This window comes from Mycobacterium sp. 141 (assembly GCF_000382405.1).
Taxonomy (GTDB): Bacteria; Actinomycetota; Actinomycetes; order Mycobacteriales; family Mycobacteriaceae; genus Mycobacterium.
Genome location: NZ_KB908264.1, coordinates 46,899 through 72,233 on the forward strand (window position 1 = coordinate 46,899; position 25,335 = coordinate 72,233).

Here is a 25,335-nt window from a genome sequence, read left to right on the forward strand (position 1 = left end):
TGCCCCGCGGCTATCGTGGGTGGATGCTCGACAGAACCGGCGCAAAGACGACCGTCACAGAACATCCTGACCGGTTCACCATCGACGTCGACGACAATACCGTCGGCCGCGCCGACTTCCACGACGTCGACGACCGACGCATCTTCCCGCACACCGAGGTTCTGCCGCAGTATCGAGGTCGCGGACTTGCGACGATCCTCGTCGGCGAAGCCTTGCGTTCGACGCGTGCGGCCGGCCTACGGATCGTGCCGACCTGCTGGATGGTGGCCGAATACATCGACAAGCATCCGGAGTATGCCGAATTCACCGACGCCCGATGACGCCAGTGCGTCTAAAGCCGACTAGCGACGAAGTCGGCTGACTGCGCGACCTTTCCGGACTGCACATAGGACACGTGGGCGCCCATGTCCCAGCCGCCTTCCCAACAGATCGGGTCATCCTGGTTGCACTGATCGATGGAGTTGGCGGCGTACTGCGGCGCCAACGCCGGCAGCGGTCCCCCAGCAAGCGTGCCCGAGAAGCTGGTGCGCGGTGTACCGAACAGTGCGCTGGCCGCCACGTGATCAGCGATCTGCGGAGACATCTCGTTGGTGGCCAGTTCGATGACCGCCGCACCCTGCGAGTAGCCACCGAGCACCATCTTCGTGTTCGGGCAGTTGGTCACGGTGGACTCGATGAGTGACCGCGCCGCGTCGGCGCCGGCAGGCGGGCTGGTGCCGAAGTCATTGCTAGCCGGGTAGTCGACGGCTGTTCCCTCGACTGTGTGCGGAGCGACCCGCGCACGCAGATCGTCGACAAACGGACCGCCGACGCTACCGAGACCGGGCGGCTCATTGGTGCCGCGAGCGAACACCACCGCGACATCGGGGCACGGGGCAGCTGAGGCCGGCGCAGACGCGACGATCGGGGCAGCGGTGGCCAGTGCGGCGAACACCAACAGCAGAGCGGGCTTGGTGGTCATACCAACTGATCGTAGGGGCGCCGTCGTCTATCGACCGCCTTGAATCGGTACGTATCCACCTGGTCCCATCATGCCGGGTGTGCGCCCGGTCGGATCATATTGACCCGGATAGCGCTGAAACGGGGAGATTTTGTTGCACTGCGACCACGGCAGATTGCTGTAGTAACCGCAGGGGGGCATCGGATCGGCCGGTGCTTGTGTAGCGAGACCCGCAGAGCCACCAACGAAAACAGCCAACGTAGCCGCAACGGTCTTAAATCGCGTTCCTATCATTGCTCAGCCTTTCGTTGGGGACTGCCCCGGGTTCAGGGGTGTGAATCCCGGCGAAGCTTGAGTCCTACCTTTCTTGTTCATGCCCTTGCATTTGGTGCATGCCTCAATCCGATCAGCCAGCATGTTGTGCCGAATCTGGAGGTCGTCATTCTGGTGGAGCATCGTCATACGTCCCTGCGAGCCTGCCAAACCGGACCCGGTACGCGATCCGCCGTGTCCTTTCATCCAACATGCGGCGACCGGCCCAAGTCTCATCGTTCACGGCGATCATGGTGCCTGATGGCACCGACACAACTGCCGTGACAGAACCACACACCTTCTCGAAGTGCGCATTTTCCGATTAGTGCCAATGTGCCGTTTCGCTGCCGCGCTGCTGTCACGGCGGCCGAAATGGGTCGAACGAGCCTGCTTCCAGCGGTCAAAATTCGCCTCTACCAGCACTTTCGAAGTGCCCCCAGTCGGACTCGAACCGACACTGTGCGGATTTTAAGTCGCACCTTCCGGCCTTCGTGCGGTAGCTGCATTACCGCGCCGCGATCCATTAGCGGCTGCAAAAGCCCATTTCAAACCATGCAGAAACGCCATGAGCGATCCATTAGCGGCTGTGGCATCTGTTTGCCCTCGTCGGCAAGTTGCCGACCGTCTGCTGACACGGTGCTGACGCGGCCGAATGTTACACAGTTAGCGCGGCGGGCGCTCGCGCACAATCTGCGCGATGCGCGCGGCAGCAGGCGCAGGGGATTCATGCTCCCAGACGCGAAGCACACGCCATCCGGCCTCTACGAGCACCTCGTCAACCTGCCTGTCTCGCGCGACGTTGCGCCGAAGCTTCTCCCGCCAAAATGTCGCGTTTGCTCGCGGGGCCGTGTAATGGTCAGGGCAGCCGTGCCAGAAACAGCCGTCGAGAAAAACGGCGACCTTACGACGCGGGAACACTACGTCAGCCGTGCGGCGGATTTGCGGAATGGGTCTCGTATTCACGCGGTACCGAAGCCCAAGACGGTGAAGTTCTCGCCGCAACGCCACCTCGGGCCGGGTGTCTCGCGAGCGGTTTGCCAGCATTGACGCACGGACGCCACTGTTTGTGGCCCATGACGAACTTGTCACCTGTCGAAGTTATCCTCTGACCATGATCGAACATATGTGCGAAGTATGTACGGCGCGCCTGCACGCCTCACACCTGTCCGTCCAATAATCTCATCGCCATGGTGGAGACGTTTGTCGACCTGTTCGCCGGGGCCGGAGGGCTCTCATGGGGTCTGCAGCAGGCGGGGATGCAGTGCCTGCTCGCGTCCGATCACTGGGTGGACGCGATAGAGACTTATCAGCACAACATGCCCGACCACCCGGTCATCCACAGCGACATCCGTAAGCTGACGGTTGCCGAACTGAAACGCCGGCTACCGCAGAAGCCAGATTGGATCGTCGGTGGGCCACCGTGCCAGGGTTACAGCACGGTAGGCAAACGTAACCGGCAGGACCCGCGAAATGTACTCTTCCTAGAGTTTCGGCGGATCGTAAAGGGCATCAATCCCGATGGTTTCGTCATCGAAAACGTACTTGGCCTCAAAGACATGAGCTTTGAGCAAGAGGTCGCGGAAAGCTTCAAAGCCCTCGGCTATCAGGTCAGGTTCATGATCCTGACCGCTGCTGAACACGGTGTCCCTCAACTTCGGCGGCGGGTGGTCTTCGTCGGACACAAGAGCCGTGGAATTTTCCAGGGTCCGCCTGTCACCCATGATGTCAATACGTTCGTATCGGTTGACGACGCGATAGGCGATTTGCCGCAGCTGAGCGCGGCTGAGGGCACGACGGAATACGGCCAAGAGCCGTACACGCCCTACCAAAAGGACATGCGTCGGCAGAGCCGATACCTTCAAGGTCATACTGTCAGTAAGCACCCGGACTACCTGGTGAAGGCGATTTCGTACATTCCCGACGGCGGCAATCGCCGGTCCATTCCGCCGAGGTACCAGCCGACTGGCGGATTTCATAACTCGTATAGCCGCCTTGCGTCGTGGCTTCCCGCTGTCGCTGTCACGCAGAATTTGGGCAAGCCATCAGGCACACGCTGCATCCATCCGACCCAGCATCGCGGCCTGACAACGCGAGAGGGTGCGCGTCTGCAGTCCTTTCCGGACCGCTACCACTTCATCGGACCTGTAACCAGTCAACGCCTGCAGGTAGGAAACGCTGTACCGCCACTCTTGGCGCAGAGCCTCGGAGAAGCGCTTGGTGATGAGTTGCGCTGGTTTTAAGCTGCGGGATCGAGGTACACCCAGTTCTCGCGCAGCTTAGCGATTCCAGCGCGATCAAGCGTCGCTGTGCGAGTCCCGACATCCGTATTCCGTCTATTCGACCTAAAGTCCTCAAGGTCTACGTGCCCGAGGTAGATCTCTCGAAAGATCAGCGGCGCACGATCGATTGCCGGTTCCGTCACGTCATCAACTTCGTACACGAACACGCACATCCACTGGCGCCGACCGCCGTGGGTGTCGACTGCACCACCGCGCTTCCGGGTTGACTTGATCTCAACGCCGTCTTCGCCTGCTTTGACTGCGTCATTAGGGTACCGGCCCCTCACGACAAGATCTGGATGCCCGTTGAAGTGTTGATTCACTGTCAATGAACGCGAATGTTTTGCCATGGCTTCGCTCAACATGTCAGAAATGAGCCCCGAGACCGCCGCCGGTCGCATCATGTCGTCCAGCCGCGACAAGTTGCGCCCCACTAGGTTGGTGTTGACGTCGTAGAAGAAATCGTAGACATCCTGCATCGCAGCCTCGAAGTCGCTTTGTCGCAGGTTATAAGGCAGTTCTCCCATGTTCGGGTTGAACCGAGTCTTATCGACCGTCTGCCGCGTGATCACATGCGCGATCGTATGACGCGGCTAGTAACCCGTCTATTGTCCACGCGGCGGGGCGCCACATTCCTGAAACTCGTTCTCGCGTTACGCCATATTGCTAACTGGTTTTTGGAGGGCGATGACGTTGCCAGCCGTTGGAGTTCCCCGGCCCACTTTCGGTGCGGCCATTTCGTCCTCGTTGATGTAGTCCGCGTACGTGGTCAGGGTGAGCACGAACGTTGAGTGGCCTAGCCACTTGCTCACCTGCATGTAGTGCTCGCCCGCGCTCAGGTTCATGGTCGCGAACGTGTGGCGCAGGTCGTGGAAACGAACGTTACCGAGCGCAAGCGCACGGCAAGCGGGCTGCAAATAGTGCTCGTACAGGCTCGCGGCGCACACCGGCTTAGCCCAATCGAACACATAGCGATTCCGCCGACCCGGGAACAGAGGAGCGTTGGGGTGGTGCTTGCTGGCGTTTCCAGCCTTGCTGCCGAACGGGTGAACGTCGGTGAGGTAGTCCCGCAGCTCGTCGGCCAGCCACGGTGCAAGCGGCACCACCCGGTCACTTGATGCATCGCTTTTCGGTGTGCCGTAGATCCACTGCCCCTGTTTGCGCATGGCGGTGCGCTGGATACGAATGCTGCCGACCGTTCCCGGTATGTCGGAAAGGGTCACGTCTTGCACCTGCAGACCCTGCAGTTCGGAAGCCCGCACGCCGGTGTGGGCGGCGAACAGCACGGCCAGCGCGTACACCGGATTAGCCTGCCGGACATAGGTGCTGCCCTTCGGTCCGGAAGAGTTGCCTTCCCCGCGAACCATCACATGCTCGGTGGCGATCCAATCGAATACCGCCGCTACCTGGTTGGCCGACAGCGGTCGGTGCTTGAACGGCGTGCCGCTGCGCTTGGTGGTGCGGCGACGACCGGACACCACAGGGTTAGCCGGTATGGCCTGATCGTCCTGCGCCACATCAAGGATGCGCTTGAGGGTTCCGACAATGTGCTTCACGGTCTTAGGGCTGCGGGTGACAAGCTTCTGCTCCCCGGACAAGCCGGTTCGCGGTGTGGTGGCCTTGGACCTGCCGTGACGGCGGACATGCGGCCGTAGAAGAGCAGCACGAAAGCGCGCAACGTCAGCCGTGGTGATCGCCGCCACGGGCGTAGCGCCGAACACCTGGGCAATGTGTGTCCGGTAGATCTTCTCGTAGCCTTCGATGGTGTTGGAGTCGATAGTGCCGACAAGGCTGTCCAGGTATTGCCGGGCGTAGGTTCCCAGCGCGGTATTGGCCTTTGCCTTTGCGGCGCTAGGGCTCACGCCTGCGGCGGTATCCAGATCGTTCTCGACTTTCCGCATGTGCGCCTTGGCTTTGCGCTCGGTCGGGAAGGTCTCGCTGGTTTGCTTGAGCTTGCCGGTCGGTGCTCCGAATTCATCCCGCACGGGCTCACGCCAGACAACCTGATACGACACAACGGGATTGCCGAACTTATCCAGCTTGCCGGTACTGCGTTCGCGAATGTAAGCCATCAGCGAGTTTCCTCCCCTGCGGACGAGGCGCCCTCTTCCTCATCGGCGACCGGCAGATCGGCCATACCGTCACAGGTTGGCGGTTTGCTCGGTTGAGGTTCTGTCTTCTCGGCGTCAGGCTGCTCCACGCCTTCGATGTGTCGCTTCACGCCGACACCGCCTCAGCTGTGGCGCTGGTGTAGATACGTCGAACGGTGCTTGGTTGCCAAGTCGGATTGCCTAGCGGCGATAGGACGTTGTCTGCGGTCAGAGCGGAAGCAATAGCGTCGTAGGTCAAGCCGGCATTGCGGTCTTGGACAATACGCCGAACCACCGAAGCCGATGCAGCTCTAGGCCGTCCGATGCGCTCACCTCTGCGCCTTTTGGCTGCCAGCGCGGCTTTCGTACGCTCCGAGATGAGTTCGCGCTCATACTGCGCGAAGTTGACCAGCATCATCGCTTGCATCCGGCCCGCTGCTGTCGTGAGGTCCACGCCGAGATCAAGGACCACCAGCGACCATCCTTGTGCCTGCGCTGACTCGATGATGTTGGAAGCGTTGACGATTGATCTGCTTAAGCGGTCCAGCTTGGCAACCACCAAACCGTCACCCTGCCCAGACGCTAGAAGTTGCAACACTTCCTGAAGTTTGGGACCGATGGCTTTACCCGATACGCCTTCGTCGGCGAAATGCTCCACAGTCCAGCCGCGCCGTGCCGCCTGACTATCGATAACGTCACGTTGCGCGTCAAGACCGTTGCGACTCATCGCCTGCTCATCTGTGCTCACTCGTGTATAGCCAAACATCAACGGCTGCATTACTTCTCGGTTCTCTACCTTCGTCGGCATGTCGTGTCCTCTCGTCGGGGCGTAACCGCTCGGTTGCGCCTTACGCCTTAACTTCTAGCCGACTGGCACAACGGTGGCTACAATGTCTGACCTGGGCAAATATCACTTGACGGCTCCACTGCCTCTATGGCCGTGGATACCGCTTGTGCGGGCTCTCGATGGCTCGTTGCTCTCGGGTCAGTTCTGCAGCTACATGCATGGCGGCGTCACCAGTGATGTGCAGAGTGCGAGCCGGTGGGCGTGGGCCGTCGTGGTCTGTGCGGCGTGAGCGTGCCTCGTGGCGTGGCTGTGCGTCACGCTCGCGGTCGTCCTGGTGGCTGTCGGCCTGTTCCAGCGGTCCGCCGTGCGAAGACTGTCCGCCGTCCTGGCCTTCTGGCCATCCGGGGTTTTCCCGCGCTGGCTGCGGCTTGGGTGTTGGTTGGGTGTGGGTCGGTGGTGGTTGGCTTGGCGCGGAAAAGTCGCCTTGGGGAGAAGATTCGGCGATATGGCTGGCTGCACCGTTACCGATATTGGTATCCAGTGATTCGCCCGGCGGTGTACCGCCGATGCTGTCGAAGACCTGCTCGTAGGGCTTCGTTTCGCCTTGGGACAGAACAACTTCAGCGGGAGGCTTCAGACCGGCTCGGTCGAGACTGTTTTGGATGGCCTTCAGTTGCACGTCTGGCGGCTTGGTGTCGTCAAAGGCGAACTCGATCAGCTTTCCCATCAGGCGGTTTGAGGCGTTCTCGACGCGGATGCGTGCGGCCTCCTTGACCTTCTTCGTCGCTCCACCGTGGGTGCGGCACACCGTTGCTCCGTATATGGCGAACTTGCGGCACCGTTCTCCTCTGGAGTTGGTTGCCACGCATCGTCTGTCCGGATTTCCAGCCAGCAATGAGTCTTGCCGATTGGGCAGTTCGATGGGTTCGGAGTTTGATGCCCGCTCGATCACTGCCGGAAGGCGGTCGTCGTCGACGATTTCGGCGTCGATGATGCCGTCGTCGTTGGTACTCATGCTGTTTACTCCCGATCGCAATTCTCTCCTGCAGCGTTTCTGCAGGTCAGAGGGTTTTCACCACTTGTCACCACTTGCGGCCTATTCTCTGAAATGCCTATAAGCAAATCGGGAGAATAGGCGCGAAGTGGTGCAAACCGTGACGGCACGAAATCCCAGGTCAGACATCTTCTTCCTCCTGCCGCAGAACCAAGTTTCCCCACCGCCAGGTCTTGTCCGGCAGACCCTGTTTGCGCTCGAAACCAAGGCCCTTCAACGCCTGACTGAATTGTTTCGGCCCCAAAGGCATCGCAGAGGCTGCTGGATGCTCGCCGTAGAACCACTTGACGTAGGCGTCGACGATTTCCGTTGACGTCGGATAATGTGCGCCGCGGTCTTCCACTGCGGCAGCGGCTTCCGCGCCGACAAGGCAGCGTTCATCGATGAACCTGCCCGCCTTGTTGTTGGTCATCCGGTAGCGCGTGGTCGCCACACGGACCTCTTCGGGCTCTCCCAGCCCATTGCGAACGGCGTCGCGGTATCCCTGCACCAGGCTGGTGAGGATGCCGTCTGCCTCACGCTGCGTTGCCAGCTTGGCGGCCAGCTGATCGTCTTGGTCCTTCTCGGCCAACTCGACCATGAACGGGATGGTCTTCATGCGCTTCCACACGCCCATGTCGTTGGAGTCCACTTGCGGCAGGTTGTTGGTCACCATGACCAGCAGCCACGTCACCGGCAGCTGGACCTCGTTCTTGTGCATAGCGCGGGCGTTAATGAATTGGTTGCCGGTCAGTTCCTTCATCAGTGCGGCGTTGAGCTTGCGTCCCTCGTTGATCTCGGCGGTGACGACGAACCGTCTGCCGCGCAACGAAAACAGCCGTGTCGGGTGCGGTGATCCTTTCTGCTCCAGCAGCAGTTCGGAGTTCGCTTGATAGCCGTATCCGTTGAGACCGCCCAGGGCGGTGATGATGGCCTCGTAGGTCTTGCTCTTGCCGTTTCGGCCTTTCGGGCCGTGCAGCACCGCGAGCATGTTCGGTTCCGGCAGCGTGCCGATCAGTGCTCCTTTGCCGAACACCCGCAGCAAGTACCGGCGCACCGGTTCGGGCAGAATGCGGTCAAGGTGGGCGTCCCACACCGGGCCGATGCTGTCTCGCCGGTCGCCGAAGTAGCGTCCGAGCGTGATTCGGGTGAGCAGGTCTGCCGGATCATGGTCCTTGACCTGCAGGGTACGCAGATCAAGCGTGCCGTTGGGCATGTTCAGCAGGTAAGGGTCTGCGTCCAGTTTCTGCACCGAGCGCGCGAACACCGGATTGCTTTCGGCCATCTTCAGCACACCGGCCACACCGCTGGCGGTGCTCCAGCATTTCTTCACGTCGACCAGCAGCTTGTCGGCTCGCTGGGGATCGGTGGCCTGCAACTCGACCGCCCGGATTCCCGCGCGTTTCAAGGTGGCCTTGACCGCCTCCACACTTCTGCCGATGTCGTCTTCCTGCCAATGTGTCCCGGTCCAGTAGAACCAGCCGGTCGGAGTGTTGTTGACATAGATCAGGTGCCCGTCGAAGTACCGGGCCAGAAAGTGCGACAGGCGTACTTGTCCTGCATGATCGCTGGTGCTGAATGGTTTGGACCGCGGCGCAACACCCTCAGCGGCAGATTGACTCACATCACTGCTGGGGCCGACACCGGCGTTAGAGTCTGGCATAATCGTGTTCACTTCCGTTGCAACGTGATCCGTTCTCTCCCGTCAAAAGTGAGCGGGTCACGTTGTGTTTATTGACTAGGCTTCACCGCCTTTTGTGATCAGGTTTTACGAGTCCAGTTGCGCCAGCTCTTGAGTGGCCTCCTCGATGTCACGCTTGGCGCGTTCGCGCCGCTTCAGGTTGGCGGCGATGCGCGATTTGCGGCGCTGACGCTGCAGCCACTGCAACGCGTCACGGCGAGTGAAGAACAGCTTGCCCGCGATGACGGTGGGCACGATCTCGCGCTGGATGATCTCCTGGTGAATGAACCCTTCCTTGACAGGAAGGCCGAGTTCGTCACGCATGAAGAGAAACAGGCGTTCTTCGTTGAGGTCGGGAACGTCCAGAGGGTCCAAGTAATTCATGTTTGGTTGCGGCCCTTCGTGTTTGGGATTGCACCCCAAATTCTAGCCCCGCGCCGACCCGTCCCGACCCTTTCGCGGCCCGGAAGCTATTGCCCTTCAACGCAATACAGCGTCTACATCACCGAAAACCGACAATGCAGGCGCTGTGGAGGGCGAAAGTTTGGCAGATTCCTGTACGGACGAACGGTGATTACGGCCGCCAATGGACGCGGACCGCGAAGCGGGGAGCTGCTTTGCTCTTCTCCGAACTACACCCACCAAAACCGCAGCCAACGTGCGTAGCCCCCCAGCGCGGGAACCAGCGCTTAAGCCTTGTCGACAATCCCGGGCCGTTCCACCGAGCTATCGGATAGCACTGACCCCGGTGGGCGTGGGGGAGAACATTTGTCAGGCCAGACGGGAAACCACGATCTCCAGGGTGGTACCGATCGCCTCGGCCACGTGCCGAAGTTCGATCACATCCAGCCGCCGCTCCCCCGATTCGTACTTACTGACGAACGACTGAGGAACATCGAGCCGCTTGGCTACTTCCACCTGGGTCAGCCCCGCTCCCCGGCGCAATTCCCGCAGCAAAGCACACAGCTGCTGGTACTGCTCCGAGTAGAGCGACTTCTCCACCCGGCCAGCGCACCTTACCACCGGCAATATCCCAATTTAGGATATTCGAACTTGGCCCCTCGGGACCGCCCGCAAATCGGTCGGGACGGGTCGTTGGGGCTGCACCGAATTGGAAATCCCCGATTGGAGGGTCGTGTGACGGCTAGGCAACGTACATGCTGAAAGGGTTACTTGGCTTTGCGGCCGTCCTGATCTTCGCCTTCTTTGCGCTGGGGGCCTGCGTGGCCGTCCTGGTTGCGACCAGCGATGACGACTCGACAACTGCGCCGGATCCAGACGACCATTCCGTGATGATGGGCAACGGCACCTTCAACCTCGGTGGCGTTGATGGCAAGAACTGGGGCGTGTACGAGGCGACCGCCACCGGCAACTGTCAGTGGTCGATCCGATCCGTGGCCCGCTATCGGCCTGGCCTGATACTCGACCGTGGCTCCGCAGCCCCCGGCGAGAAGGTCACCGTCAACATTCAGCCTGACGGTGACGTAAGCGCCATCAGCGGAGAAATCGACAGCGACCACCGACTTGTCTTCATGACAAACGGTTGCGGCACCTGGCACGCTGACTGAGCTATCCGGGACCAAATCAATATGTTCGCAGGACCGTATCGGCTTCCCGCAGCAGCTGCAAAGCCTTGTCACGCTTGTCTTCGGCCTTCTCGCGTCGTATACGACGAGCCACTTCGGGCCGCAGGTTCCTTACCGCTTGTCGGGCAGCCTCCTTGGCTACCACTTGCCGCACATAATCACCGGGCACATCCAGGCGCACCGTGATAGCAGCGGTGCAGTAACCCTGATTGCGTAGCTGCACAATACGTTCCCGCTCGAACATCACCACTCCACACGCGGAACGCGCTTGCCCTTATCGATCCATTTATGCAGCGGCCCAGCATAGTTCGGGTGTCCGTAGCGCACCCAACTTAGGGCATCCAGGCACTCGTCGCAGACCTTCCACGCAAACACGTACTCTCCGCGCTTGTACACCAGTGTCATCAGTGCAGGGGTTGCCTGATGGTCGTAGCAGCGGTCCAACAGGTGAACATCGCACTTGTAGAGGCTGCCCAGAGCCTCCCCCAAATAGCCCTGCCAGTCATACGGCGTCTCTAGGGCCACCGCGTGCTTGGTGCGGTAGGTCAGCACATACAGCCGCGTAGCCGTCAGAGGGTCACTTTCTATGTAGCCCGGTGAACGCCGAACATCCAGCAACAGTTCGTCTTCCACAGAGCAGTCTTTCTGGTACTGCTTGAACCGGTCTGCAGCCAACATCTGAAGGATCATGTCCCCCTGCGGCACCAGTTTGCCGGTGGCGGGGTTTGCCTGGTCGTGAGTGTCGAAGACCTTGAGCTCGCAGTAGTCGCCGTTCTTGTCCAGCGCACCACAGATGTGGATCGCCGCCACTGCCGCCATAGCTTCCGCGTATGCGTTGGCCTCACGCTTCTGCGCGTCGGTAAATGGTTGCCACGGTATGCCGGACTTGACGGCACCGGCCCGCAGTGCAGCACTGACACGGCCCTCAAGGTCAGGGTCGAATTCGTCGTCAAGGTCAAAATCGTTGTCGGTCATCATTCCTCCCACAGAAGCGGAACGTCACTTATTGCGTTGTCGTCTCGGTGTTCACCACTAGCGCGGTTCACAATGTGCGGTTCGGACACATTGCGTTTGGTCTGTTTCACGGCAAGAGCCGCACGTAGGTCCACGCGGTACATGCGCACGTCCTTACCGACACCACACGACGCAGAGGCGTCGAAACACACGTGGTTGCCGTACCAGCGGTGACTGTGAAGCATGTTGCAGTGCGGGCAGCGAACCGTGAACCGGCCTTGACCTTCGCCGCTTAGTTGCAACGAAAACAGCGGTACAACAGGGTAGTTCGGCATCACAGGGCCTCAATCAAGGCGTCCAGAGCTTCACGGATCCAATAGCCCTTGCGGCCTACGATCTTCGGACGAGACAGCTTGCCCGTGATATAGGCGTGGTACTTGACCGTCTCCACCGTGGCCGACGTGAACCCAAGGCTGTTCAGGTAGCGTGCGGCGTCGTGTAAGTCCAGAAACTTCGGGAACGACGCGGTTCGTGTCATGGCTGTATTGCGCTCTCGGCCTTAGAGACGGCGTAGCCGTCGATGACTCCATTGGTTTACGAAAGTGACTGCAGCACATGGCCGCTGGAGCCCATGATAGCCCACGCCAGCCCGCGTGTCCGCACGTCAACGACGTGATGCGCGGCCAACTCCGATGGGGTATATAGGTATTCACGGGCATGGTGAAAGCCCTGTAAGTCTCCCCGAGGTCAACTGGTGACGCCGCGAAGCAGCGAAGCTGCCAGCACCGCACCGCTACCTTGCGGGTTGGCACACCTTTCAGTTCCCGGCCCGCAAGGTATGACGGTCACCACGTGAAACCTATACGGAGACAACGAAATGACCACTCTCACCACTCCACGCACTGCTGAGGCACTTGTTGCCGAAGCTTCGTCTTCCTTTGACCTTCAGTCACTCTGGAATCTGGCACCGTACGGCGCCGAAGGCGGCTACCTCACGGAAGGCGATGCACTTCCCCGCGTGACGCAGACCGTCGACAACGTCGATCTCAACACCATCTGGCTCGAAATGCAGACCGCGCTTGCGGAATGGAACACCCATCGCAGTGCGATTGTGGACCTGATTTCCTACTGGCACACCAGCAGTGCCGACGCGATCAGCCAGGGACTCAACGAACAAAGCTTCGAGCGGTCCTCTGAGTTCGGCGAGCCCGAAGGTCTTCGACCGCCGACAGAACACGTGTTACTTGGCTACACCTTCGAGGACTACGACCGGGCCGCCCGCTTCACCTGGAAGGCGTTGCGAGACATGGACTCACGACAGGTGCGTGCCGTACACGACGGCGCGATGAACAGCGACAACCGGCTCGTCACAGGAACCATTCTCCAGCGGTTGTTCTCGCCGGAACCGGAGGACAACGGCCAAGGAATCGGAGCCTACGGCTTGTGGTCGGCGGACGGCATGGTTCCACCACCGTACCTGGGCCGCACCTTCGACGGAAATCACAGCCACTACCGCACAACCGGCGCCGTGGATATCGACTCCGGCGACCTGCTGGAAGCCGTCAAGAACATTCGCGAGCACGGTTACGGCTTGGTCGACTCCAACCAGCAGCTCATCGCCCTGGTCAACGAACGCGAAAGCGAAGTAATCCAGAGCTTTAGGGCCAACGTCGAGAACAACAACGACCAGACCAGCAAGTGGGACTTCCTGCCCGCCACCAATCAACCCAGCTTCATCCTGCAGGGAGCCGGTGAGCTGGTCGGCAATCTGCCACCCGGCGAAGTGTTCGGCCTACCAACAGTAGGCAAATGGGGTCCGGTCTGGATCGTGGAGACCCAGTACGTCCCAGCAGGCTATTTCGCCGTTGTCGCATCCAGCGGCCCACGTAGCACCACCAACCCCATTGGCGTGCGCGAGCACACCAACGCCACCTATCGCGGCCTGCGACAGCTCCCCGGCAGCAACGCCACGTATCCCTTGACCGAAAGTTTCTACACCCGTGCGTTCGGTGTCGGCACTCGCCACCGTGGAGCAGCAGCGGTGTACCAACTCAAGGCAACCGGCAGCTACGACGTGCCGGCCATCCCGCGCTAATGAATCGGGAATCGCCGCTCACAGCGGCCCAATGGCTTGCGGTCAATCTGGCTGACGTGCTCGTGGCCGTCGCACAGGCCGGTGCCACGCTTGCCGGCTCGAATGCTGACGACGACTCGGTGCAAGTAGATCCTCGCCTTCAGGAAGGCTCGTAAGATGCCGGGACTGTCTGACTACAACACCCGTGGCCCGCTGGACATGGACCAGCTCGACGATGAGGCATCCGAATACAGCTGGGGGTCGGGTCTGGTCCCAAAAGGCCGGGAAAACGCGCCACCGAGCGAGGGTGGCAGGTATCACGGTCGTCAAGCAACAGTAGATGATCCGACTGACCGCATCGTGCAGATAAGCCGCGACAGGCGTATCTAGACGGGCCGCGCACGGTTGTTCGAGAAGGACCGTGGTGCGCGCCGCATCCAACCGTGAACAGTGGAATCGCCCTCCACTCAACGGCAGGCCGGAAAGTGCTCACCGGCACACCAGTTCACCGGTTCGCTGACTTGACCGCTAGGTGTTTCGTCCTCGTACCTGGCGGTCAAGTGCTATTCGGGGTGCAACTATGACCAGGGGGTGCTATGGAGTTGTCAAGCAGCGCACCGTCATTAACGGCATGTGGTGCCAGCTAGGGAATCGGACCCTAGTTCGGCTTGTCGCCGAAAACCGTTCTGGCAGTTGACTTACATGGCTAGAACATCGGCTCCTCGCCGTCAAGATCCACAACCTCAACGATGGCCGCTTGACGAGCGATCTTGATACCGAACTCCTTACCGATGCCGTTTGGTCGTCTGACGAGCCTTTCGAGCGTGATCTTCACCAAATCACCTGGTGACGGGTCCGCCGCACGAAGTGCCCGCTTCAGAGACTCTTGAGCAACATCGAGTTGAACCACCTCCCCCTCATCATGCGTGGTCCGACCCTTGCTACTGATCGAATCCGCAGGCTCGGCGAGCTCGATGGTGATCGACGGGCACGTCTTACCGTTGAAGTCCTGCCCGGTGTCGATGCCGTACTCCAACACCCTGCCGGTGACGTGCTGCCCGACTTCTTGCCCCCAGCTGATGTACGCACCGCGCGGAACGACGACCTCTTCCCACACTGTCATTGGTCGATCTCCCGTTCGGCGTTCCATGACGTTTCGATGTACTCGAGCCACTTGATCAGCGGCAGCAACCTGAGCATCTGATCTTCAGTAATTTCCAACCTTCCGCTGAAATCCATCTGCTCGAATTGGTAGCCGAGGTTCGGCAGCACGTTTCCTGCATCCACAAGCAGGCGAGTGGGTATCTCGGTGTAAAGCATCAGTCCTCCTGTTCTGTTCATAGGCGGCACCTTGCCGCAACTTCACGGTATGCAAGGGAATCTTTGCTACGCAATAGTTTTGGGCAGGAATATAGGCAGGTAAAGCGTCTATTAGCAGCGGAATTGCTCTGCCCGATCTATTAGCTGCCGTAGGGCGCTGGGCACCGTCGAGAGGCTGAATTCGTGTTTCGCGATCAAAGAGCCGCTGCTTTGTCCGCAGCGGCCGTTTCCGGCCCGGTTTGGTCGGTCGCGCCGTCCGGCACGTGACGACGGTGCGCCGTGCGCTGGTGTTGCCCGTGTCAGCGTCGGTCGACTTAAGTCAACTGACTGCTGACGCGGTGCTGACGCGACGGCCGAAAGTGTGGGCAACCGCTCATCTGTTCGAGACGAAAAACGCCTCTACCTGCACGTTCCCTGTGCCCCCAGTCGGACTCGAACCGACACTTGGCGGATTTTAAGTCCGCTGCCTCTGCCAATTGGGCTATGGGGGCGTCAAACGTCGATAGCACGGTACCGGGCACATCTTGGCCCCGACCACGCAGGTTGGGCATCACTTACAACACCAGAGGCAGACCGTCAAAAGTTTTGACGCTCCCAACATGAACACTCCGCCAAGAAGCCCTGGCCGACTCGTCGGCTCATGCTTGAACACAGCCGGCGCAAGAGGGCGGGGACACGCTGGCGAGCAGCATTGCTGCTGTAATTACAGCAGTGGCAGAACGGATCTCGACACTATTGAGTCCAAGTGCGATACGCAGGGGGCTCGGTTCGACAGGTACGTGACCGATCCGATCCAGCGGATGTGGGCACCGTATCTGCCCTACCTGGCGATCATCGAACACGTGGGCCGCAAGTCAGGTGCGCAATCCGAATTGGGTGCGCAACGTCGAAGCCGCCCACGCGGCCGGGGTGATCCACCGGGGCAAGCACTACCGGCTGGCCGATCCCAAGGTCCTGCCCCGTGACTCCCCTGCCCTGCCCTGAGCCGGTTCGGCCAACACGGTGACCACGGGCCGCGGGAACCGCAGGGTCGCGCACACATCATCGAGCGTCTCCTCGACCGAGGTCGTAACTTCGGCAAGATCGCCGAAGGTGAAACCGTGCCCGCCCAACCCGATCCGGGTCAGTACCGCACCGTGGTCGCGGCGGATCTGCGCCATCTCGGCCAGCATGTCGCCAATGGCCGCCGGATAGCTGAGGAAGTGGGGCTCGTCAGGCCCGATCTCGCTGTACAGGCCCACCAGATCCAGTCTCGGACAATCCAATACGGCGCTGTACCCCTCGGTGGCCTCGTGCGTGTCGAAGCCGAATCCGACGCCCTCGCCGCGGCGTGTCACCCCAACCAGCACTCGCTGCTTGCGGCCACTCGCCGACGCCAACTGCTCGATCTGGTAGCGGGAATCGATCACTACCCGACCGACGCCGAGATTGACTGTACAGAACAATAATTCGTTGGCCTTCAACCCGCCGGCGTGAACCGTCATGCGCATGGGCAGAATACCGGCCGCGAGGGCAGTCCCCAGTTCCCGGCTGGTGCGAATACCTACGGTCACCCCTTGATCCCGGGCCCACCGCGCGACTGCCTCGTCGGCGAGCACTGAAGCCGGAAGCGCTGATTCGACCGTACCCAGGGACCGTTGGGTGCTCGCGCAGCGGCGCACCGCTTCCGATTCGGCCGGTGGCCGCGTTGCCGTGTGCCGCCTGAGCACCGACGCCGGCAGGGTGGCCGAAACCATGGACATAACGACTGTCGACAGTGTCACCGGAACCTCTTCACCAACCGCGCCCGACCGGATGTCATTGGGCGCCTACCTCCACGATCACTCCGCCGAACAACGCGCGACCAGTGCTTTTGCGGTCTCTTGACGGTTCCGATCCAAACCTTGACACTGCGCTGACGATCGCCCAGTGGGCGTAAAGGACCTGCAGAAATGCCCCCTTGGCCCGTCGACCAGCCCAATTGACGCCATCTTGACGCATGCGACCCCCGGCAAAACAGGCGGGAGAAAGGAGACCGTAAAGGACTGCGACCCTGGCGTAAAGAAACCGTCAACGACCTGTCAACCGACTGAGAAACGGGCAGATGCTGGGGCAGGCCACCGAAATCCGGCGCCTGTGAACGTGTCTTCGAACGGAGACAGCATGTCCATCCTGGTTTCCGCCCTGATCTATACGGTGCTGACGGTGGCGATCTTCGCCCTGCTCGGCCTGGTGCAGAGGTTGGTCGAACGGCTGTGAGCTACGAAAACATCGTCGGCCTGGTCCTGGCGGTGCTCATCGCCGTCTTCGTGTTCGCCGCCCTGCTCTTCCCCGAGAGGTTCTAGTGACTACCACCATCGCGGGGATCCTGTTCCTCGCTTCACTCGTCGCGGTTGTCGCACTCGTGCATGTGCCGTTGGGCGACTACATGTTCCGCGTCTATACCAGCGACAAGGATTCCCGGGCCGAACGCCTGATCTACCGCACGATCGGGGCCGATCCCCGCTCCGAGCAGACCTGGGGCTCGTATGCCCGCAGCGTGCTTGCGTTCTCGGCGGTCAGCATCCTGTTCCTGTTCATCTTCCAGCTGGTTCAGGGCAAGCTGCCGCTGCACCTCCATGACCCGGCGACCCCGATGACCCCGGCGCTGGCGTGGAACACGGCCGTCAGCTTCGTCACCAACACCAATTGGCAGGCCTACTCCGGCGAAACCACCCAGGGGCACCTGGTCCAGATGGCCGGGCTGGCGGTGCAGAACTTCGTCTCAGCCGCCGTCGGTATGGCCGTCGCCGTGGCCCTGGTGCGCGGATTCGCGCGTCGTCACACCGGCGACCTCGGTAATTTTTGGGCCGACCTGGTCCGCGGCAGTATCCGTATCCTGCTACCGATTTCGATCATCGGTGCCATCGTGCTCATCGCCGGCGGCGCCATTCAGAACTTCGCGTTGCACGACCAGTTGGTCACCACGCTCAGCGGCGCGCAACAGACGATCCCCGGCGGCCCGGTCGCCAGCCAGGAGGTCATCAAGGAACTCGGCACCAACGGCGGTGGCTTCTACAACGCCAACTCGGCGCATCCGTTCGAGAACCCGACCACCTGGACCAACTGGTTCGAGATCGTCCTGATCCTGCTGATCCCGTTCTCGTTGCCGCGCACCTTCGGCCGCATGGTCAACAGCCGAAAGCAGGGCTACGCAATCGCCGCGGTGATGGGCGTCATCGCTCTGCTGAGCACCAGCTTCATGATGTGGTTCCAGCTGCAGCATCACGGAACCGTGCCGAGCGCCGTCGGTAGCGCCATGGAAGGCGTCGAACAGCGCTTCGGCGTGGCTGATTCGGCGGTGTTCGCCTCGGCGACGACGCTGACGTCGACCGGCGCGGTGGACTCGTTCCACGACTCCTACACGAGCCTCGGCGGACTGATGACGATGTTCAACATGCAACTCGGCGAGGTCGCGCCCGGCGGCGTGGGCTCGGGCCTGTACGGCATGCTGATCCTCGCGATCATCACGGTTTTCGTGGCCGGCCTGATGGTCGGACGCACCCCGGAGTACCTCGGCAAGAAGATCACACCCCGCGAAATCAAGCTGTCGGCAAGCTATTTCCTCGTCACCCCGCTGATCGTGCTGACCGGCACCGCTGTGGCCGTGGCCATGCCGGGTCAACGCGCGGGGATGCTCAACACCGGACCGCACGGCCTGAGTGAGGTGCTCTACGCCTTCACCTCCGCGGCCAACAACAACGGCTCGGCCTTCGCCGGCATCAGCGTCAACACGGAGTGGTACAACACCGCTCTCGGCCTGGCGATGGTGTTCGGCCGGTTCCTGCCCATCGTGCTGGTGCTGGCGCTGGCGGGATCCTTTGCCGCCCAGGGCAGCACACCCGAGTCGATCGGCACCCTGCCCACTCATCGACCGCAGTTCGTCGGAATGGTCGTCGGCGTCACGGTGATCCTGGTCGCGCTCACCTTCCTGCCCATGCTCGCGCTCGGGCCCCTAGCTGAAGGAATCCACTGACATGCGCAACGCCCAAACCCCCACACAGCCCGAGCGTCACGCTGGAGTGACGGCCGAGGTCGACCGCCACTCCAGCGTGACAAACGCGGCCGGCGAAAGCGCAAAGAAGGCCGGTAAATCGGTGCAAGGTGGGCTGCTCGACCCGGCGATGTTGTGGCGGTCGCTGCCCGACGCGTTGCGCAAGCTCGACCCGCGCACACTGTGGCGCAACCCGGTCATGTTCATCGTGGAGATCGGCGCAGTCTGGAGTACCGCGCTGGCCATCGTCGAGCCGACGTGGTTCGGCTGGCTGGTCGTCGGCTGGTTGTGGCTCACCGTGGTGTTCGCCAACCTGGCCGAGGCGGTCGCGGAGGGCCGGGGTAAGGCCCAGGCTGAATCGCTGCGAAAAGCCAAGGCCGACACCATGGCCCGCCGTATCACCGAGTCGGGCGCCGAGGAGTCGGTACCGGCACCGCAGCTCAAGCTCGGTGACATCGTGGTGGTCGAAGCCGGCCAGGTGATCCCCGGCGACGGTGATGTCGTAGAAGGCATTGCGTCGGTGGACGAATCGGCCATCACGGGTGAATCCGCCCCGGTGATCCGGGAATCCGGCGGCGACCGCTCGGCCGTCACCGGCGGTACCACCGTACTGTCGGACCGCATCGTCGTGAAGATCACCCAGAAGCCCGGTGAGAGCTTCATCGACCGAATGATCGCTCTCGTCGAAGGCGCCAACCGACAGAAGACACCCAACGAGATTGCGCTGAACATCCTGCTGGCCGCTCTGACAGTGATCTTCGTGTTCGCCGTCGCCACCCTGCAGCCGCTGGCCATCTACTCGAAGGCCAACAATCCTGGTGTCCCAGACAGTTTGGCGCTCAACGGAAACGGCGTGAGCGGGATCGTGATGGTGGCACTGCTGGTGTGCCTGATTCCGACGACCATCGGCGCCCTGCTGTCCGCCATCGGCATCGCCGGCATGGACCGGCTCGTGCAGCGCAATGTACTGGCGATGTCCGGCCGAGCCGTCGAGGCCGCCGGTGACGTCAACACCCTGCTGCTCGACAAGACCGGCACCATCACCCTAGGTAACCGGCAGGCTTCCGCGTTCGTCCCACTGATCGGAGTCTCGGCGGCGCAGCTCGCCGATGCCGCCCAGCTGTCGAGCCTGGCCGACGAAACCCCCGAGGGACGCTCGATCGTGGTGTTCGCCAAACAGCATCACGGCCTGCGCGCCCGCACCCAGGGCGAACTCGAACACGCGCACTGGATCGAATTCAGCGCCACCACCCGGATGTCCGGTGTCGACCTGGGTGGACACAAGCTCCGCAAGGGCGCGGCCAGCGCAGTCGCACGCTGGGTGCGCGCCGAGGGCGGCACCGCGCCAGAAGAGTTGGGCTCCATCGTCGACGGCATCTCCGGCGCCGGCGGAACCCCTCTGGTCGTCGGCCAGGTGGCCGGCGAAGGCGGCAAAGCCGAGGTGCTCGGGGTCATCCATCTCAAGGACGTCGTCAAGCAGGGCATGCGCGACCGGTTCGACGAGATGCGCAGAATGGGCATCCGGACGGTGATGATCACCGGAGACAACCCGTTGACCGCCAAAGCTATTGCCGACGAGGCGGGGGTCGACGACTTCCTCGCCGAGGCCACCCCGGAGGACAAGCTGGCCTTGATCAAGCAGGAGCAGGCAGGCGGCCGGCTCGTCGCGATGACCGGTGACGGCACCAACGACGCACCGGCACTGGCTCAGGCCGATGTGGGCGTGGCGATGAACACCGGTACCTCGGCCGCCAAAGAGGCCGGCAACATGGTCGATCTCGACTCCGACCCGACCAAGCTCATCGAGATCGTGGAGATCGGCAAGCAGTTGCTGATCACCCGTGGCGCGCTGACCACGTTCTCGATCGCCAACGACATCGCCAAGTACTTCGCGATCATCCCGGCAATGTTCGTCGCGCTGTTCCCGGGTCTGGACCTGATCAACATCATGCGGCTGCACAGCCCGCAGTCGGCGATCCTTTCCGCGGTGATCTTCAATGCCATCGTGATCGTCGCGCTGATCCCCCTGGCGCTCAAGGGTGTTCGCTACACCCCGAGCAGCGCGTCGAAGCTGTTGAGCCGCAACCTGTATGTGTACGGACTCGGAGGCATCGTCGCCCCGTTCATCGGGATCAAACTCATCGACCTGGTTGTCCAACTTCTTCCTGGGATGTCCTAACATGCAGATCTCAAGCCTGGTCCGCCAGCACATCGCCGCGCTCCGCGCGCTGCTCATCCTCACGGTGATCCTGGGAATCGGCTACCCACTGTTCATCTGGCTGGTGGCGCAAATCCCGGGCCTCGACCACAAGGCCGACGGCTCGATCATCGTGGTCGGCGGAAAACCGGTGGGCAGCAGCCTGATCGGGCAGTCGTTCACCGACGCCAACGGCGAGCCGCTCCCCCGGTATTTCCAGTCGCGCCCGTCCGCAGCCGGAGACGGCTACGACCCGATGGCCTCGGGCGCGAGCAACCTGGGTCCTGAAAGCGTCGTCGACGTACCGGACAAGCCGGGATTACTCACCCAGGTGTGCACCCGCAGCCTCGATGTGGCCAAACTCGACGGCACGACGGGCACGCGTCCGTTCTGCACCGGCGACGGCGTCGGCGCGGTGCTGTCGGTGATCGGCCCCCGCGATTCCCATGGCAACGTGGTGCACCCGACGCAGGTTGTCAGCGTGAACCAAGCATGCCCCGCCGTCCCATTCCTGGCCAGTTACGAAGGGGTTCGGGTGGAATGCGCCAAACCCGGTGAGGATTACGGCGTCGGCCAGATCGTCCCCATCCGCGGCGCGGCCACGGCCGCCGTGCCCGCCGACGCGGTGACCGCCAGCGGCAGCGGACTCGATCCGAATATCTCGCCCGCCTACGCCGAACTGCAGGTCAACCGGGTAGCCAAGGCTCGCAACCTGAACCCCGACGTCGTCCGTCAGCTGGTCGCCCAGCACACCGAAAGCCGCACCCTGGGCTTCATCGGCGGACCGCGGGTCAACGTGCTCGAGCTCAATATCGCACTCGATCACCTGGGTGGATGATGGGCTGATGACCGCCAGTGCCCCGAAGCGAGGTGAACTGCGCATCTATTTGGGCGCGGCTCCCGGCGTCGGCAAGACCTGCGCCATGCTCGGTGAGGCGCACCGGCGGCTCGAACGTGACACCGACGTGGTGGCCGCGGTGGTCGAAACCCACGGTCGCGCCAAGACTGCCGAACTGCTCGAGGGCATCGAGATGATCCCGCCGCGCTACATCGAGTACCGGGGCAGCCGCTTTCCGGAGCTCGATGTGCCGGCGGTGCTGGCCCGCAAGCCCCGGGTGGCGCTGGTCGACGAACTCGCCCATACCAACACGCCGGGCAGCAAGAACCCCAAACGCTGGCAGGACGTCGAGGAACTGCTCGACGCGGGAATCACCGTCATCTCGACGGTGAACGTGCAGCACCTGGAAAGCCTCAACGACGTCGTCACCGGCATCACCGGTATCGAGCAGCAGGAGAAGGTGCCCGACGAGGTGGTTCGGTCCGCCGACCAGATCGAGTTGGTCGACATCACTCCGGAGGCGTTGCAGCGCAGGCTTTCCCACGGCAACGTGTACGCACCGGAACGTATCGACGCGGCACTGTCAAACTACTTCCGACGCGGGAACCTCACGGCGCTACGGGAATTGGCGCTACTGTGGCTCGCCGATCAGGTCGACGCGGCACTGGCCAAATACCGCGCCGACAACAAGATCACCGACACCTGGGAAGCCCGTGAAAGGGTGGTGGTGGCGGTGACCGGCGGCCCGGAGTCGGAGACCCTGGTGCGTCGCGCATCCCGGATCGCGTCGAAATCCAGCGCCGAGCTGATGGTGGTGCACGTGGTCCGCGGCGACGGACTCTCTGGTGGCTCAGCCTCACACATGGGCAAGGTGCGCGACCTTGCCACCAGCCTCGGCGCAACGGTGCACACTGTCGTCGGCGATGACGTTCCCACCGCCTTGCTGGAATTCGCCCGCGAACGCAACGCCACCCAGCTGGTGCTCGGCACATCGCGGCGGTCCCGCTGGGCCCGACTGTTCGACGAGGGCATCGGTGCGGCGGTGGTGCAACAGTCGGGCAAGATCGACATACACATGGTGACCCATGAGCACGCCAAGCGCGGCGGCGGGCGGCTGGAGTCCGAACACCGGCATCTCATGTCATGGCTTGCCGCCGTGGTGGTTCCGTCGGCGATCTGCGCGTTGACGGTGTATCTGCTCGACCCGTACCTCGGGGTCGGCGGGGAGAGCGCACTGTTCTTCGTCGGTGTACTCGTCGTGGCACTGCTCGGCGGTGTCGCGCCCGCCGCGCTGTCCGCGGTGCTGTCCGGCCTGCTGCTCAACTACTTCCTGGTCGCCCCGCGGCACACCTTCACCATCGCCGAACCCGACAGCGCCATCACCATCGTGGTGCTGCTGGCGGTCGCGGTGGCAGTCGCCGCACTGGTGGACGGCGCCGCCAAACGAGCCAGAGAGGCTCGGTGGGCGTCACGGGAGGCCGAACTGTTGGCGCTGTTCGCCGGGTCGGTGCTGCGCGGCGCGGACCTGCAGGCGCTGCTGGAGCGCGTCCGCGAGACCTATAGTCAACGCTCGGTAAGCCTGCTGCGCGAAGGTACGGGCATCGTGACGTGTGTGGGTGAGAACCCCTGTCTGCAGGTTGATTCCGCGGATACCGCGATCGAGGTCGGCGACGACGAATTCTGGCTGCTCATGTCCGGGCGGCAACTGCCGGCCCGCGACCGCCGAGTGCTGGGCGCCGTCGCGATGCAGGCCGCGGGGCTGGTGCGGCAACGGGAACTGACCGAGGCCGCCGGTAAGGCCAACGCCATCGCGCAGGCCGACGAACTACGTCGCTCACTGCTCTCGGCCGTCAGCCACGATCTGCGCACCCCGTTGGCCGCCGCCAAGGCAGCCGTATCCAGTCTGCGCAGTGACGACATCAACTTCTCCGAGGACGACACAGCCGAACTGCTGGCCACGGTGGAGGAGTCCGTCGATGCGCTGACCGCGCTGGTGGACAACCTGCTGGACGCGTCGCGATTGGCCGCCGGTGTGGTGCGGCCCGAATTGCATCCGGTGTATCTGGAGGAGGCCGTGCAACGCGCCCTGGTCGGAATCAGTAGGGGTACGACGGGATTCGGGCGTCAAGGGCTCGACCGCGTGAAGGTGGAGGTGGACGATTCAGTGGCGATGACCGACGGTGGCCTGCTGGAGCGCGTGCTGGCCAACTTGATCGACAACGCGCTGCGCTACGCGCCCGACGGCCCGATCCGGGTGACCGCGGGACGCGTCGCCGACCGGGTGCTGATCGCAGTCATCGACGAAGGCCCCGGGGTGCCGAGGGGAACCGACACTGCGCTGTTCGCGCCGTTCCAGCGCCTCGGCGACCATGACAACAGCACCGGCGTCGGGCTCGGCATGTCGGTGGCCCGTGGCTTCGTCGAGGCGATGGGCGGCACCATTTCCGCCACCGACACTCCCGGCGGTGGGCTGACGGTCGAAATCGACTTGGCGGCGCCGAAATGAGCCCCCCGAAGACCAGGGTGCTGGTCATCGATGATGAACCGCAGATCCTCCGTGCCCTGCGGATCAATCTCTCGGTGCGCGGCTACGAGGTCACCTGCGCAGCCAGCGGGGCCGAAGCGTTGCGCAGTGCCGCCGATCATCGCCCCGACGTCATCGTGCTCGACCTGGGTCTGCCCGACATGTCCGGCATCGAGGTGCTCGCCGGCCTGCGCGGTTGGCTGTCCGCACCGGTGATCGTGCTGTCGGCCCGCACCGATTCCTCCGACAAGGTCGAGGCGCTGGATGCCGGCGCCGACGACTACGTGACCAAACCCTTTGGCATGGACGAGTTTCTGGCTCGGCTGCGCGCCGCGGTACGACGGGCAGCTACCGCCGACGTCGATCAGCCGGTGATCGAGACATCGTCGTTCACCGTGGATCTCGCCGCCAAGAAGGTCACCAAGAACGACGCCGAGGTGCATCTGACCCCCACCGAATGGGGCATGCTCGAGATGCTCGTGCGCAATCGCGGCAAACTGGTGGGCCGTGAAGAGCTGCTCAAAGAAGTGTGGGGCCCGGCCTACGCCAAGGAAACCCACTATCTGCGGGTCTACCTTGCACAGCTGCGGCGCAAGCTCGAGGACGATCCGTCGCACCCCGTACACCTGCTGACCGAAGCGGGCATGGGCTACCGATTCCAGGAGTGAGCGTCCCCGGGCTAATCCGTGAGCAGTGAGACGACAGCCT

The 25,335-nt window shown here is 62.4% G+C and carries 28 protein-coding genes and 1 tRNA gene; 12 read left to right on the forward strand and 17 right to left on the reverse strand.

Features of this window, described 5'->3' with window-relative positions:
• Positions 1-23: 23 nt before the first annotated feature.
• Positions 24-320 carry a GNAT family N-acetyltransferase gene (locus H276_RS0114340; protein WP_019971999.1) on the forward strand — a complete coding sequence of 99 codons (297 nt, stop codon included), beginning with the start codon at positions 24-26 and terminating at the stop codon, positions 318-320.
• An 11-nt stretch (positions 321-331) separates the two neighbouring features.
• On the opposite strand, the gene H276_RS0114345 is transcribed toward H276_RS0114340, so the two are convergent.
• Positions 332-961: a cutinase family protein gene (locus H276_RS0114345; protein ID WP_019972000.1), complete on the reverse strand. Its 630-nt coding sequence runs from the start codon at positions 959-961 to the stop codon at positions 332-334.
• A 954-nt stretch (positions 962-1,915) separates the two neighbouring features.
• A complete protein-coding gene (locus H276_RS24130; RefSeq protein ID WP_081625476.1) occupies positions 1,916-2,296 on the reverse strand; it encodes a very short patch repair endonuclease in 381 nt (126 codons plus the stop codon).
• A gap of 143 nt (positions 2,297-2,439) precedes the next feature.
• Between H276_RS24130 and H276_RS0114350 the strand changes: the two genes are divergently transcribed.
• Complete coding sequence (locus H276_RS0114350; protein ID WP_019972001.1) at positions 2,440-3,492, forward strand: DNA cytosine methyltransferase; 1,053 nt, start codon at positions 2,440-2,442, stop codon at positions 3,490-3,492.
• Here the strand turns inward: H276_RS0114350 and H276_RS0114355 are convergent.
• The 8 genes from H276_RS0114355 to H276_RS0114390 form a co-directional block, all read right to left on the reverse strand.
• Entirely contained in the window at positions 3,489-4,103 is a 615-nt protein-coding gene (locus tag H276_RS0114355) for a hypothetical protein (protein WP_019972002.1), read from the reverse strand. The two genes, H276_RS0114350 and H276_RS0114355, sit on opposite strands and share 4 nt — an antisense overlap.
• A gap of 81 nt (positions 4,104-4,184) precedes the next feature.
• Positions 4,185-5,603, reverse strand: a complete 1,419-nt coding sequence (locus H276_RS0114360; RefSeq protein WP_019972003.1) for a tyrosine-type recombinase/integrase — start codon at positions 5,601-5,603, stop codon at positions 4,185-4,187.
• Positions 5,603-5,752: a hypothetical protein gene (locus H276_RS24725; protein WP_019972004.1), complete on the reverse strand. Its 150-nt coding sequence runs from the start codon at positions 5,750-5,752 to the stop codon at positions 5,603-5,605. The genes H276_RS0114360 and H276_RS24725 overlap by 1 nt, the downstream gene beginning before the upstream one ends.
• Entirely contained in the window at positions 5,749-6,399 is a 651-nt protein-coding gene (locus H276_RS0114370; RefSeq protein WP_081625480.1) for a recombinase family protein, read from the reverse strand. Before H276_RS0114370 ends, H276_RS24725 begins: the two co-directional genes overlap by 4 nt.
• Before the next feature lie 154 nt (positions 6,400-6,553).
• Entirely contained in the window at positions 6,554-7,423 is an 870-nt protein-coding gene (locus H276_RS0114375; protein ID WP_019972006.1) for a hypothetical protein, read from the reverse strand.
• A 160-nt stretch (positions 7,424-7,583) separates the two neighbouring features.
• Complete coding sequence (locus tag H276_RS23025) at positions 7,584-9,065, reverse strand: phage/plasmid primase, P4 family (RefSeq protein WP_019972007.1); 1,482 nt, start codon at positions 9,063-9,065, stop codon at positions 7,584-7,586.
• Between the two features lie 144 nt (positions 9,066-9,209).
• The gene (locus H276_RS0114385) at positions 9,210-9,506 is read right to left on the reverse strand and encodes a hypothetical protein (protein ID WP_019972008.1); all 297 of its coding nucleotides are present in this window, start codon (positions 9,504-9,506) and stop codon (positions 9,210-9,212) included.
• Between the two features lie 387 nt (positions 9,507-9,893).
• A complete protein-coding gene (locus H276_RS0114390; protein WP_019972009.1) occupies positions 9,894-10,124 on the reverse strand; it encodes a helix-turn-helix domain-containing protein in 231 nt (76 codons plus the stop codon).
• 155 nt (positions 10,125-10,279) lie between these two features.
• Between H276_RS0114390 and H276_RS0114395 the strand changes: the two genes are divergently transcribed.
• On the forward strand, positions 10,280-10,690 hold the full coding sequence (locus tag H276_RS0114395; protein WP_019972010.1) for a hypothetical protein: 411 nt from the start codon (positions 10,280-10,282) through the stop codon (positions 10,688-10,690).
• A 16-nt stretch (positions 10,691-10,706) separates the two neighbouring features.
• Here H276_RS0114395 and H276_RS0114400 read toward each other — a convergent pair whose 3' ends face one another.
• From H276_RS0114400 to H276_RS0114410, 3 genes are all read right to left on the reverse strand, one after another.
• A complete protein-coding gene (locus H276_RS0114400; protein ID WP_155943100.1) occupies positions 10,707-10,952 on the reverse strand; it encodes a hypothetical protein in 246 nt (81 codons plus the stop codon).
• Positions 10,952-11,683: a hypothetical protein gene (locus tag H276_RS0114405; RefSeq protein WP_155943101.1), complete on the reverse strand. Its 732-nt coding sequence runs from the start codon at positions 11,681-11,683 to the stop codon at positions 10,952-10,954. The genes H276_RS0114400 and H276_RS0114405 overlap by 1 nt, the downstream gene beginning before the upstream one ends.
• 313 nt (positions 11,684-11,996) lie before the next feature.
• Positions 11,997-12,200 (reverse strand): hypothetical protein, encoded by a 204-nt coding sequence (locus H276_RS0114410; RefSeq protein ID WP_019972013.1) that lies wholly within the window; start codon positions 12,198-12,200, stop codon positions 11,997-11,999.
• Between the two features lie 339 nt (positions 12,201-12,539).
• On the opposite strand from H276_RS0114410, the gene H276_RS0114415 reads away from it, so the two are divergent.
• Together H276_RS0114415 and H276_RS24730 are read left to right on the forward strand one after the other, a co-directional pair.
• Positions 12,540-13,757, forward strand: coding sequence for a hypothetical protein (locus H276_RS0114415; protein ID WP_019972014.1), 1,218 nt, complete (start codon positions 12,540-12,542; stop codon positions 13,755-13,757).
• Positions 13,757-13,912: a hypothetical protein gene (locus tag H276_RS24730; RefSeq protein WP_019972015.1), complete on the forward strand. Its 156-nt coding sequence runs from the start codon at positions 13,757-13,759 to the stop codon at positions 13,910-13,912. The genes H276_RS0114415 and H276_RS24730 overlap by 1 nt, the downstream gene beginning before the upstream one ends.
• Before the next feature lie 530 nt (positions 13,913-14,442).
• Here H276_RS24730 and H276_RS0114425 read toward each other — a convergent pair.
• From H276_RS0114425 to H276_RS0114440, 4 genes are all read right to left on the reverse strand, one after another.
• Entirely contained in the window at positions 14,443-14,859 is a 417-nt protein-coding gene (locus H276_RS0114425; RefSeq protein ID WP_019972016.1) for a hypothetical protein, read from the reverse strand.
• Positions 14,856-15,056 (reverse strand): hypothetical protein, encoded by a 201-nt coding sequence (locus H276_RS24735; protein WP_196807919.1) that lies wholly within the window; start codon positions 15,054-15,056, stop codon positions 14,856-14,858. The genes H276_RS0114425 and H276_RS24735 overlap by 4 nt, the downstream gene beginning before the upstream one ends.
• A 417-nt stretch (positions 15,057-15,473) precedes the next feature.
• Positions 15,474-15,547, reverse strand: a tRNA-Leu gene (locus H276_RS0114435).
• A 438-nt stretch (positions 15,548-15,985) separates the two neighbouring features.
• The gene (locus tag H276_RS0114440) at positions 15,986-16,819 is read right to left on the reverse strand and encodes a LysA protein (RefSeq protein ID WP_231376682.1); all 834 of its coding nucleotides are present in this window, start codon (positions 16,817-16,819) and stop codon (positions 15,986-15,988) included.
• A gap of 379 nt (positions 16,820-17,198) precedes the next feature.
• Between H276_RS0114440 and H276_RS25030 the strand changes: the two genes are divergently transcribed.
• The 7 genes from H276_RS25030 to H276_RS0114480 all read left to right on the forward strand — a co-directional run bounded on the left by H276_RS25030 (position 17,199) and on the right by H276_RS0114480 (position 25,295).
• A complete protein-coding gene (locus tag H276_RS25030) occupies positions 17,199-17,294 on the forward strand; it encodes a potassium-transporting ATPase (protein WP_196807920.1) in 96 nt (31 codons plus the stop codon).
• A complete protein-coding gene (locus tag H276_RS23030; protein ID WP_018598810.1) occupies positions 17,291-17,380 on the forward strand; it encodes a potassium-transporting ATPase subunit F in 90 nt (29 codons plus the stop codon). Before H276_RS25030 ends, H276_RS23030 begins: the two co-directional genes overlap by 4 nt.
• A complete protein-coding gene (gene kdpA, locus H276_RS0114460; RefSeq protein WP_019972021.1) occupies positions 17,380-19,050 on the forward strand; it encodes a potassium-transporting ATPase subunit KdpA in 1,671 nt (556 codons plus the stop codon). The genes H276_RS23030 and kdpA overlap by 1 nt, the downstream gene beginning before the upstream one ends.
• Before the next feature lie 148 nt (positions 19,051-19,198).
• Positions 19,199-21,247, forward strand: coding sequence for a potassium-transporting ATPase subunit KdpB (gene kdpB, locus H276_RS0114465; RefSeq protein ID WP_231376686.1), 2,049 nt, complete (start codon positions 19,199-19,201; stop codon positions 21,245-21,247).
• 1 nt (position 21,248) lies between these two features.
• Complete coding sequence (locus H276_RS0114470) at positions 21,249-22,103, forward strand: potassium-transporting ATPase subunit C (protein ID WP_019972023.1); 855 nt, start codon at positions 21,249-21,251, stop codon at positions 22,101-22,103.
• A gap of 7 nt (positions 22,104-22,110) precedes the next feature.
• Complete coding sequence (locus H276_RS0114475; protein WP_036461125.1) at positions 22,111-24,609, forward strand: sensor histidine kinase KdpD; 2,499 nt, start codon at positions 22,111-22,113, stop codon at positions 24,607-24,609.
• Entirely contained in the window at positions 24,606-25,295 is a 690-nt protein-coding gene (locus H276_RS0114480; protein WP_019972025.1) for a response regulator, read from the forward strand. Before H276_RS0114475 ends, H276_RS0114480 begins: the two co-directional genes overlap by 4 nt.
• Positions 25,296-25,335: the final 40 nt, after the last annotated feature.

What these genes read in the sequence shown, in the direction of transcription:
- H276_RS0114340 (WP_019971999.1), top strand. Translation starts at nt 24, where the DNA reads ATGCTCGACAGAACCGGCGCAAAGACGACCGTCACAGAACATCCTGAC.
- H276_RS0114345 (WP_019972000.1), bottom strand. Translation starts at nt 961, where the DNA reads ATGACCACCAAGCCCGCTCTGCTGTTGGTGTTCGCCGCACTGGCCACC.
- H276_RS24130 (WP_081625476.1), bottom strand. Translation starts at nt 2,296, where the DNA reads ATGCTGGCAAACCGCTCGCGAGACACCCGGCCCGAGGTGGCGTTGCGG.
- H276_RS0114350 (WP_019972001.1), top strand. Translation starts at nt 2,440, where the DNA reads ATGGTGGAGACGTTTGTCGACCTGTTCGCCGGGGCCGGAGGGCTCTCA.
- H276_RS0114360 (WP_019972003.1), bottom strand. Translation starts at nt 5,603, where the DNA reads ATGGCTTACATTCGCGAACGCAGTACCGGCAAGCTGGATAAGTTCGGC.
- H276_RS0114370 (WP_081625480.1), bottom strand. Translation starts at nt 6,399, where the DNA reads ATGCAGCCGTTGATGTTTGGCTATACACGAGTGAGCACAGATGAGCAG.
- H276_RS0114375 (WP_019972006.1), bottom strand. Translation starts at nt 7,423, where the DNA reads ATGAGTACCAACGACGACGGCATCATCGACGCCGAAATCGTCGACGAC.
- H276_RS0114385 (WP_019972008.1), bottom strand. Translation starts at nt 9,506, where the DNA reads ATGAATTACTTGGACCCTCTGGACGTTCCCGACCTCAACGAAGAACGC.
- H276_RS0114395 (WP_019972010.1), top strand. Translation starts at nt 10,280, where the DNA reads ATGCTGAAAGGGTTACTTGGCTTTGCGGCCGTCCTGATCTTCGCCTTC.
- H276_RS0114400 (WP_155943100.1), bottom strand. Translation starts at nt 10,952, where the DNA reads ATGTTCGAGCGGGAACGTATTGTGCAGCTACGCAATCAGGGTTACTGC.
- H276_RS0114405 (WP_155943101.1), bottom strand. Translation starts at nt 11,683, where the DNA reads ATGACCGACAACGATTTTGACCTTGACGACGAATTCGACCCTGACCTT.
- H276_RS0114410 (WP_019972013.1), bottom strand. Translation starts at nt 12,200, where the DNA reads ATGACACGAACCGCGTCGTTCCCGAAGTTTCTGGACTTACACGACGCC.
- H276_RS0114415 (WP_019972014.1), top strand. Translation starts at nt 12,540, where the DNA reads ATGACCACTCTCACCACTCCACGCACTGCTGAGGCACTTGTTGCCGAA.
- H276_RS24730 (WP_019972015.1), top strand. Translation starts at nt 13,757, where the DNA reads ATGAATCGGGAATCGCCGCTCACAGCGGCCCAATGGCTTGCGGTCAAT.
- H276_RS0114425 (WP_019972016.1), bottom strand. Translation starts at nt 14,859, where the DNA reads ATGACAGTGTGGGAAGAGGTCGTCGTTCCGCGCGGTGCGTACATCAGC.
- H276_RS24735 (WP_196807919.1), bottom strand. Translation starts at nt 15,056, where the DNA reads ATGCTTTACACCGAGATACCCACTCGCCTGCTTGTGGATGCAGGAAAC.
- H276_RS25030 (WP_196807920.1), top strand. Translation starts at nt 17,199, where the DNA reads ATGTCCATCCTGGTTTCCGCCCTGATCTATACGGTGCTGACGGTGGCG.
- kdpB (WP_231376686.1), top strand. Translation starts at nt 19,199, where the DNA reads ATGTTGTGGCGGTCGCTGCCCGACGCGTTGCGCAAGCTCGACCCGCGC.
- H276_RS0114470 (WP_019972023.1), top strand. Translation starts at nt 21,249, where the DNA reads ATGCAGATCTCAAGCCTGGTCCGCCAGCACATCGCCGCGCTCCGCGCG.
- H276_RS0114475 (WP_036461125.1), top strand. Translation starts at nt 22,111, where the DNA reads ATGACCGCCAGTGCCCCGAAGCGAGGTGAACTGCGCATCTATTTGGGC.
- H276_RS0114480 (WP_019972025.1), top strand. Translation starts at nt 24,606, where the DNA reads ATGAGCCCCCCGAAGACCAGGGTGCTGGTCATCGATGATGAACCGCAG.